3 protein-coding genes are annotated in these 3,764 nt (G+C 45.7%); 2 read left to right on the top strand and 1 reads right to left on the bottom strand.

Annotated elements, in window-relative coordinates:
- Positions 1–146: 146 nt before the first annotated feature.
- Complete coding sequence (locus tag IEX16_RS19740) at positions 147–758, top strand: sulfotransferase family protein (RefSeq protein ID WP_188710275.1); 612 nt, start codon at positions 147–149, stop codon at positions 756–758.
- Positions 759–766: 8 nt separating this feature from the next.
- Positions 767–1,837, top strand: coding sequence for a hypothetical protein (locus IEX16_RS19745; RefSeq protein WP_229676465.1), 1,071 nt, complete (start codon positions 767–769; stop codon positions 1,835–1,837).
- A gap of 831 nt (positions 1,838–2,668) precedes the next feature.
- Here the strand turns inward: IEX16_RS19745 and IEX16_RS19750 are convergent.
- The gene (locus IEX16_RS19750) at positions 2,669–3,610 is read right to left on the bottom strand and encodes a GSCFA domain-containing protein (RefSeq protein WP_188710276.1); all 942 of its coding nucleotides are present in this window, start codon (positions 3,608–3,610) and stop codon (positions 2,669–2,671) included.
- Positions 3,611–3,764: the final 154 nt, after the last annotated feature.

Consider the following 3,764-nt stretch of genomic DNA (forward strand, 5'->3'; position numbering starts at 1 on the left):
AATCAGTTAATCTTGCAACCCACGGACTTCTGGAATTTAGATTGGTACGAGGATTGGGGGCAGGTCACAGCAACCTCGTATCGCTGAGTCGAAAAAGAGCTTAGTTGAACTTTACCAGCGTGATTTTGTGAGTGATCGTCCCCCTGATGCTCAAAGACCCCAGGTTTTGCCGCTTGCTCCCACTTTGGGAAGGACTCTTCAATAAGATCGGAATTGAACCTTGTTATGTGCTGGTTCTGCGCAGTCTTGAGGAGGTCGCCTCTTCCTTGTGTCGCCGCAATGGTATGCCGGTCAACAAAGCCGTGCTGCTCTATCTGACCTATTTGCTCGATGCAGAGCGCAATACCCCAAAATATCAGAATGTTGTGGTCCGATATGAAGCGCTGCTGCAGGATTGGATTCTCGAGCTGGCCGAGCTGGATTTGGCTTTCGACCTGCAAGTAGGCGAACTGTCCCCTGCGGTGGTCGAGCAAGTAACGCAGTTTTTGTTGCCTTCCCTTAAACATTTTAACGTTGCGCCAGACAAACAGGCCGATTCCTCGAGCGTCTCCGCCCGGCTAGCCCAAAGGCTTTACAACGCTTTCGAGGCTTCCAGTCACCAGATCGATCGCGAACTGGACGATATCCAGGTCGTGTTCGAGATGCATCTTGCATCGCCTGAGCCATGGTTGACTGAACCTGTACAGTTTTTGCGGCTGAAGCAAGAAATCACGCGTCCCGGCCGTTTTGATAAAGTCAAATTCCGACTCACTCATTGAAAGCCTAAATGTCAAAAACGCATAGCAAAATCTTGGCGCACGGCTTAGTTTTGCCACATCCTCCAACGTTACCTCAAGACATGGTCCCGTCATTTCGATGGCTCAAGGTATTCGCTGCGGTCATGGTTATTAGCTTGAGCACTCCGCTTGCTGCTCAGGCTCTGCGAGGGGATGCGTCGATTGGCGCCAATGTCTTCGGTTCGCCTCTGGTGATTAGCACCTCGGACCGGCTTGCCGGAGCAATTGGATCAGTCACGTGGAAGGGCATGGAATTCATCAACTCTGCGGATCATGGTCGCAATCTCCAATCTGCGTCAAGCTTTGACGGACTCGGTGAGTGCTACAACCCGACAGAAGCCGGGTCCTCAGCCTACAAGGGATCGCCCGGTGTCTCGCGAGGGGATGGCGCCGGACCAACCTCGACAAGCCGCCTGCTCGGCATTCAAGCGGTGGGGAATGTGTTGAAGACGACCACCCGGATGGCGTTCTGGACCCCGGCTGGGCAGCCTTATCCTCGTGGTTGCGGTATTTTTACTGGAAAGAACGGCAAGCCGCTGATCACGCTTGCACAGAATGCAACCGATCTTTCGAATGATACGGTAGCTAAGCAGGTCACGATCGGTTTCGCCGGGTTGCCCAATGTCATCGAATATTTAGTCACGTTTCACGTTACAAGTGAACATAAATCTGCCGCGTTCGAGGCGTTGACCGGTTACATGCCGAGCGTATTCTCGGAGTTCTGGACCTTTGACCCGGCGAGTGCGTCGTTGCGGACGCTGTCGCAGGAGGCGGGTGAACAGAGGCTGCCGATTATTTTTTCCACCCCCGACCACCACTACGCGATGGGCATTTATGCGCCAGCCCTACCGCTCGCCAGCTTCCCCTCATTGGGATATGGTCGCTTCGCATTCAACGCGCAGAAAACCGTCAAATGGAATGCCGTCTTCCGCTCCGGATCGGTGCCGGCCGGTTCCGATCACTCGTTTGCGATGTATGTTGTCATTGGAAACATCGAGCAGGTCCAGCAAGGTATGCAATCCACCTATGTTGCTGTTCACCGAAAACCCGTTACGGAATAGTCTTTCAAATGGGAACGACTGACGGTCAAAGGTACACAGCCTTCAAATCGGGGGCATGACGCGGCTGGGGATCTTCTTGGAGTCTTTCATGGTATCCACCTAATTCATCGTGCACACGATGCACGAGTGGCGGTGCTATCTCAAGATGGGTTTGCCGCACGCTTACACAGATTGTGGGTCAACGTTTGGAGCATTACCAGCACATGATCCACTTCCCTGTCTAACAATAATCTAATTTCTTGTGCGAGCTGTGCGTCATTACCATCTAATAAATCGCACAAATACATCACCACATCGCCATACGCACTTTCGGCTTTATGTCATAAGCGTACTCGTCCATTTCTATTGCGATTATCACTACGAGAACAAGCAGTGCAGGGTGTTAAGCCAGCACAAGCATTATAAAAGTCGCCTTGCTTTAGTTTGTCCAAATATATGTTCAACCCTTGCAAACGCTCCAATACTTGCGTGCAATCGACTTTTAAGTATTAATTAGCGTTTTCAAAATCCTGCCATTGCTCATCTGTTAGCATACTATTCAAAACTCTGCGTGTCATGTCTTTACTTTTTTAAGGCCGGTAAGTAATTTTTTTAATCACCTTAAGTGTTTAATTTTCTGTTTTAGATCAAGCTCTGCTAAAGCTTTGGAGTTGGCTTGCTGTGTGTACTGTAGCTCGTTTCTTATTTTGAATAACTTGGATATTTACGCATAATGGCTGATAATTTGTGTAGATATTATTCTTGAACTCTTGCTACTTGTGTGTTTTGATTTTACATAGGAAGTAGCTCGAAAGAGGCAATCATTGTATCTTGAAGTTTTCGGGTGCCCAACTAGAGAATCCTTGCTGCTTCTTGATATTTATTCACCATATGAGATGTTATTTTCGCAACGATTGAGTCCTTTACATGTATATTATCATCCTTATACGCAATCAGTCCAGGTATTCTTGCCATTTCATAGCTTGGATAATAATCAACATTTTTAAATTCAGCCCTCAGCCGTTCTGCGCATACCCTCAAAACTGATTTAGAAAATTCATTAGCAACAATACAATCTGATTTTGTAAGCGTTTTACTAATTGGTACTGGCGATACCGTAAGTATAATTTTTTTATTTAGAGAGTCTAACTCTGATAATGCCTCTGATAGCATTGGCATAACATCATAAACATCTAATCTTTTGAACGTGAATCTGTTGGAATCTACATTTTTATTATATGGAGGCATCCTATTTAGCCACTGCATTGTCGCATTATCGTACCAGGCTTCCACAAATCCAAGAGTAATAATTACTACCTCTGATTTAATAAGGTCTTCATATATACTATCTATTTCATGCCTCCGATTTATAGCGCGCTCATAACTAACGCCACTACCTCCGTGTAACAGGAGGTCATGATATAAGTCAGCATGCTTAAAGATTGTCTCTTCTGGTATTTTTTCTTTCCGCAATGTCGAAATAATTTTTTGACTAATTGAACCCGGATTGTATTCATTCAATAATCCATTTGGGCGCGCAGGAAACTCATCTTTCGGTGATACAAATCTCTTGGTTGGCAATAAGATCCCCATAGGCTCAAGTACTTCCTCTATATTCCTTGCGAAACAAGAACCTATTGTAAAAACAGAATTTACATGCGCCATATCTATACCAAACTTTGGCTCAAAGCCTGGAGTAATAAAATTATCTGAATACCTCGGATCTTGTTTTCCCGGGTAATCTCTATTATTTTTATTTTTTGATAAAACTTTTAACACATCTAAATAGTTCATGATATTTACTTTGCGAGGGTTAGCCGACAATATTGCTGTAATGCTTTTCAAGCTTCGCCGCACTATTATCCATCGGATTTGATAATTGACCTGCCCCCAATCCTCGTACCAATCTAAATTCCAGAAGTCCGTGGGTTGCAAGATTAACTGATTG

Source organism: Polaromonas eurypsychrophila (assembly GCF_014641715.1).
Taxonomy (GTDB): domain Bacteria; phylum Pseudomonadota; class Gammaproteobacteria; order Burkholderiales; family Burkholderiaceae_C; genus Polaromonas; species Polaromonas eurypsychrophila.

Bases quoted from the DNA above. Each gene is read 5' to 3' on its own strand.
- IEX16_RS19745 (WP_229676465.1), top strand. From the start codon at position 767: ATGTCAAAAACGCATAGCAAAATCTTGGCGCACGGCTTAGTTTTGCCA.
- IEX16_RS19750 (WP_188710276.1), bottom strand. From the start codon at position 3,610: ATGAACTATTTAGATGTGTTAAAAGTTTTATCAAAAAATAAAAATAAT.
- IEX16_RS19740 (WP_188710275.1), top strand. From the start codon at position 147: ATGCTCAAAGACCCCAGGTTTTGCCGCTTGCTCCCACTTTGGGAAGGA.